Below are 1,362 nucleotides of genomic sequence, written 5' to 3'. Positions count from 1 at the left end.
CAGAATCTGCCGATGAGCACCATTGCTGGACTTACTGCCTCAGTGCTGGAATCTACGGTATTAGCTACCGGCAGGTCCGTCTTGGCCTCGCTTTACTATAGTCAGTTGGGGGCCATTTCTTCGACTGCCCTCGGACAACTGACCGTCACCGATCTCCTGCAGACCAGTGTCTTAACACCCAATGGGCAAGCCATCACCGTACTCGAAGCGATGCCTTGGAAAAATATTAGGCAATTGAGCCAAGCAGTGATCGGCGCTTTGACGATCAATCAGCTTGGACTCACCAATCGGCAAGAGATGGCTTACTATGGTTTTACGGTTAAAACGGTATTGCAAGGCTTGACTGGTACTCAGATTGTAGAACTCAATGACACCGTGATCCGCAGTTTAAGTGGTGAGCAGCTCCTGCAAATCGATGCCAGTGGTCATACGGTATTGCAAGATCTGTCGCAAAACCTGAGTGCGGCGCAGGTAACGAGTATTTTTAGCAACCTTTTGCAAGCGGGTGAAGTCGCTAGTATTCCTTCCAGTATTTTTACAGCGATCCCGACTGCATCCTTGGTCAATGGCATTCTGGGATTGGGTAGCAGCGCTAGTGCGTTTATCACCAGCATGACCAATGCACAGTTGGCGCAATTGTCACCTAACGCAGTCAATGGTTTAGTCACTAGCTCTGCTGACATGGCGTTTACTGTACTTCATGCTGGAACGCCAGGTCGCTTGACGGTAGCTCAATTCCAGGCTTTGATTACCGGCAATACCTCTATCGGTCAAATTGATGCGAGGGGGCTCGGTTATGCGCTGAGCGTTGACGCACTGCTGAGTATGACCCCTGAGGAAATAGGACAGCTCACAGCCCCACAGCTCAAAATGCTGCTCAATAACCTCGTCTTATCAAAGATTATTAATAATGCCGGGTCAGCAGGGGGCTGGACAACAGCACAATTCCAAGCACTCTCGAACAATGCCATTGCCGGTGGCGGCCTGACCCAGGCTACCCTGAATCAGATACCGGACTGGAGTATTTTTAGTGCCACGCAGGTGGCGGGGGGGCTGCTCAAGAACAGCGATCTTGCCCAGTGGATCCTGACAGGCGGACAGAATAACTGGACAGAAGAACAGAGTGCCCAATATCAGGCATTACCCGGTGTTGATCAGCTACTGCAGCAAAATAGGTTGCTGGGCGGAGCGAAGATCCCGTCGTCCAACAATCAGGGGCAGGAGCAGGAGATCAACTGGTCCAACGTTGATGCCGAGATTCTTAATTGGATAATTTCCAATGCACCTCTGTTCCTACTAAACACCATCACTGAAGCGCAGGTGGCTCAATTGACTGAGGCGGCAGTACAAGGGATTACGGCC

General features: G+C 51.1%; 1 protein-coding gene. It reads left to right on the top strand.

Translation table 11 applies throughout. From position 1 onward, the window contains the following. Positions 1-12: 12 nt before the first annotated feature. Positions 13-1,362, top strand: a 1,350-nt coding sequence (locus AC07RZ_RS24090) for a hypothetical protein (RefSeq protein ID WP_494669867.1), incomplete at its 3' end; no start/stop codon positions are given.

The sequence above is a fragment of the Collimonas sp. GW821-FHT07E08 genome, assembly GCF_059418905.1.
This window is presented reverse-complemented; position numbering and strand designations above follow the sequence as displayed.